The organism is Enterococcus sp. NBRC 3427 (assembly GCF_007996925.1).
Taxonomy (GTDB): domain Bacteria; phylum Bacillota; class Bacilli; order Lactobacillales; family Enterococcaceae; genus Enterococcus_B; species Enterococcus_B lactis.
Genome location: NZ_BJLL01000100.1, coordinates 1 through 4080, shown reverse-complemented (window position 1 = coordinate 4080; position 4080 = coordinate 1). Strand labels below are relative to the sequence as shown.

General features: G+C 35.2%; 5 protein-coding genes. 1 reads left to right on the top strand and 4 read right to left on the bottom strand.

Features of this window, described 5'->3' with window-relative positions; all coding sequences use genetic code 11:
• Nucleotides 1-106 precede the first annotated feature (106 nt).
• Entirely contained in the window at nt 107-427 is a 321-nt protein-coding gene (locus ESP02_RS12945) for a DUF1827 family protein (protein WP_002315292.1), read from the top strand.
• Nucleotides 428-466: 39 nt separating this feature from the next.
• Here ESP02_RS12945 and ESP02_RS12940 read toward each other — a convergent pair whose 3' ends face one another.
• The 4 genes from ESP02_RS12940 to ESP02_RS12925 all read right to left on the bottom strand — a co-directional run bounded on the left by ESP02_RS12940 (nt 467) and on the right by ESP02_RS12925 (nt 3634).
• Nucleotides 467-718, bottom strand: a complete 252-nt coding sequence (locus tag ESP02_RS12940; RefSeq protein WP_038398803.1) for a hypothetical protein — start codon at nt 716-718, stop codon at nt 467-469.
• Nucleotides 719-1006: 288 nt separating this feature from the next.
• The gene (locus ESP02_RS12935) at nt 1007-2587 is read right to left on the bottom strand and encodes a peptide chain release factor 3 (RefSeq protein WP_038398800.1); all 1581 of its coding nucleotides are present in this window, start codon (nt 2585-2587) and stop codon (nt 1007-1009) included.
• A gap of 545 nt (nt 2588-3132) precedes the next feature.
• Nucleotides 3133-3402 (bottom strand): bacteriocin immunity protein, encoded by a 270-nt coding sequence (locus ESP02_RS12930; RefSeq protein WP_010733427.1) that lies wholly within the window; start codon nt 3400-3402, stop codon nt 3133-3135.
• Nucleotides 3403-3424: 22 nt separating this feature from the next.
• Nucleotides 3425-3634, bottom strand: a complete 210-nt coding sequence (locus tag ESP02_RS12925; RefSeq protein ID WP_010733426.1) for a class II bacteriocin — start codon at nt 3632-3634, stop codon at nt 3425-3427.
• Between the last annotated feature and the right edge of the window lie 446 nt (nt 3635-4080).

Genomic DNA, 4080 nt, shown 5'->3' with positions numbered 1-4080 from the left:
CCCACGCTCTCTTTTTTCAGAAAAGTCAAAATACTGTTCATTTTATAAAAAAGAAATTATAATAAGAGAAACAAGCAATTAAAAATACATAAAAGAGGTGAGCGCCATGAAATTGGTAAATGTAACAAACAGCCATTCCCGTCTTGTATTGAACCAGCTTGAAAACACTGATGCCCATCTGGTCAAAGTCTACACAGCCGGAAATACCACTATTGTCTACACTGAAGCCCCTGAACATAATGAAATTCTGTTAATCAATGATAAACGTAAAATCCAGCCGAAAGAAATCGAAGAAGCTAAAAATTATTTCTTGGATAAAATCAAAGATGCTGTTTACCACGAGGATGAAATCAAAGTAATCGAATTGGCCGGGCTTGTTGAAATCTCTATTCCAAAACATGAATTAGGCGCGACGTTAGCCGTGTAATCAACTTTTGAACATAATTAAAGAAGCAAATGAGACGATTCACGCCTCATTTGCTTCTTTTGCTTTCTGGCTCTTTATTTTTTTACGCTTCTTTTGTGTCTTTCTCTTTTCATTTTTTGATCTACTCGTATCTTTATTTTTTACTTTTTCTTCTTTCTGGATGATTGATCTCACTTCTTGTGCGATCTGCTCGTTTTTGTCCCAGTCTTTTACATCCAACAATCGACATAATCGCAACATTTCTGCTTTTTTCTGTTTTTTTCTTTGACGCCTTTGCCATTCTGTTTCCATTTCACAAACCCTCCTCTCTTTAATAGTATGTACGCAAAGTAATTTTTATATTTTTTTAGATTAGACATTTTTTATAGTTTTAAATGATAAAAAGAACCGTAACGGAAAATCCGTCACGGCTATCAACAAAGTATAAGAATGTATTTTCAAAATTTTTATTTGCACTTGAAACTGAGTGGCAGACTTATGGTTTCTTGGTAAACGGTATTCAACCAAATCAAAAACAGGAGAAACTGTTTTTGTTTGGCTTTTTTTATTACTTGATACAGCGTATTTTTTACAGCCTCTTTACATCAAACTTTTTAATTTTACATTAGGATATTTATCCGCAAACCACCGTTCTGCAAATTGGTTTTCAAATAAGAACAACGGCTGATCAAAACGATCACGCGCTAAGATATTACGGCTTGAACTCATCTTCTCATCCAAATCTTCCGGATCAATCCAGCGAGCAATTTTGTGCCCCATCGGAGACATGATGACTTCTGCATTGTACTCATTTAACATACGATATTGGAATACTTCGAATTGCAGCTGACCAACAGCCCCAATGATATATTCTTCCGTTAGATATGTTTTATAAAGCTGAATTGCTCCTTCTTGAACCAATTGATAGATTCCTTTATGGAAGGATTTTTGTTTCATAACATTTTTAGCAGTCACTTTCATGAACAGCTCTGGAGTAAATGAAGGAAGTTCTTCATAAGCAACTTTTAGTTTACCTTCGAACAACGTATCCCCAATCTGATAATTACCAGTATCATATACACCGATAATATCACCTGCTACTGCCTTTTCGACATTCTCTCTCGAATCTGCCATAAATTGCGTAACATTGCTTAATTTCAATTTTTTATTTGTACGTTCTAACCAGACATCCATTCCTCGCTCGAATGTTCCAGAACAGATTCGGACAAAAGCGATTCGGTCACGATGGGCTGGGTTCATATTTGCTTGTATCTTGAATACGAAACCTGAAAATTCTTCTTCATAAGGACTTACCGTCTGATCATCTTGTGTTTTATGCCCATAAGGAGCTGGTGCTAATTCAACGAAAGTTTCTAAAAAAGTCTGTACACCGAAATTAGTTAATGCAGAACCAAAAAATACTGGTGTTTGATCGCCACGAGCAATTTTTTCTTGATTAAATGCATCTCCAGCTTCTTTGAGTAGTTCTACTTCTTCTAAGACTTGTTCATACAAGGAATTTTCAGTTAAAGGATGATTATCAGGAAGCAGACCATCTTCATCCAATTCTACTAAACGTTCTCCTTGATAATTTTCCGGACGATAAAACTCTACACGATTATGGTAAATATCATAAAGACCTTCTAAACCTTTTCCCATACCAATTGGCCAATTCATCGGATAAGACTCGATATCTAATAACTCTTCTAATTCTTCTAACAGTTCTAATGGTTCGCGACCATCACGATCTAGTTTGTTGATAAAAGTAAAAATCGGGATGCCACGTTTTTTAACCACTTGAAACAATTTCTTTGTCTGTGCTTCGATCCCTTTGGCACTGTCGATTACCATGACCGCACTATCCACGGCCATCAAAGTACGGTAAGTATCTTCAGAAAAATCTTCATGTCCTGGAGTGTCCAAGATATTTACTCGTTTTCCTTGGTAATCAAACTGCATAACAGAACTAGTGACAGATATTCCACGTTGTTTCTCGATTTCCATCCAGTCTGATTTGGCAAAATTACCTGTTTTCTTTCCTTTTACAGTTCCGGCTTGACGGATAGCTCCACCAAACAATAGTAATTGTTCTGTAATCGTTGTTTTCCCCGCATCCGGATGGGAAATGATCGCAAACGTTCTGCGATTGTCCACTTGCTGCTTTAATTCTGGATTATTCATAACCTAACTCCATTTCTTCCATTCAATTATTTATATTTTTCTAGACAGATTGTCCGTTCTCTTAAGGAAAGACAATTTCATATAGGACTGTGACAAAAGCCGTGTCGCCGTCCCTTTTTCCGAGTAAACGGTGTTCAATCAGCTGACTCTCGGTAGTAGCGCAACAATCGGTAAAATATGAGAAGCTATTTTTCCGTTTTGTTAAGCTAATACTCAGGTCAAGGCGCTGATTCCACAACCTCTCATACACGGTGTTTAAAAGCTTGCATCTGTGGTCACAAGCCCCACCAACCCAAAAACAGGAGAAGCTGTTTTTGCTTGGCTGTTTTTATTACTTGATACAGGACAGCTTTTTCACAACCTCTGTTAACTACTACAACTGAATCAGTATAGCATGGATTCAGCGAATGAAAAAGCCACCAAATCATAAGAGTCAAATATTTTTGTCAGCTGACTAAAGAAAAGACGAGAGTGGGACAATAATCAGAAAAAAATCTGACTGTCGCCCCACTCTATTATAAAAATAATATATCTCTTCTTACAACTCAAAGTCCTGACCAAGCCTTAGGCGTTTTTATGATTGCCATTAATTTTAGCAGAACTTCAGGAACACGAAAATGATTTCTTCTAGAAAACCCACTGACATATCGCGATAATTCTCTCTTATAATCATAAAAAACTTTGCCTTTTAAAGCTTCTTTTTTTATCTCAATCAACAAATAAGTTAGCTGTTGATCACTTCTAATCTCAGCATCATTCAACGCCAAATCAGTCAGTTTAAGAATAGTATTCACTTCATCACTTTTTTTAGACATAATAACTCCTAACTACAAAAAATTATGCACCTGCCAAACCAGAAGCCCAACCACTAATCACAATTCCAGCGATTTGTTGATTTGCTTCATTCCAGTTCACCCAGCATTTATCATCATTACAATAAACACCATTACCATATGAACGTGTAGCTGCATCAACTTTTGTACCAAAACCTGTCACTACTAACCCAAACATTCCGATAAGAGCTAAACTAAATAATTTTCTTTTCATAAATTAATGCCTCCTCTTTCTGAAACAACTATACATAATTTTCAGAAAAATTTGATAATTATATCATAAAAAGTTAATTTGAGAGCATAATTGCAGTCCATTAAATAAATTGATGAGAGTTTTGCCCCCACTTATTGTATTCAAAACATAAAAGAAAATTTATTACCTATATTCTAGAGAATTCATTACGTTATGAACAAATTTCTATAACTAGACTAACCATTTTACACACAAACTCTTCTGAAAAAGATAAATATATAGTTTTGTTTAAAGCGTACTCTTAATATATCTTACAGAAATGCTTAAGCAACTGCCTACTAAAAAATAGTGAAAGTATCTGTAGTATCTCTATGTAGCAAAAAAATATCCAGAATTTCACTTCCTCAAAATTGATAGAAATTGCAGTTTTAATTTTTAAACAAAAATGAGAGTGGGCCAATAGTCAG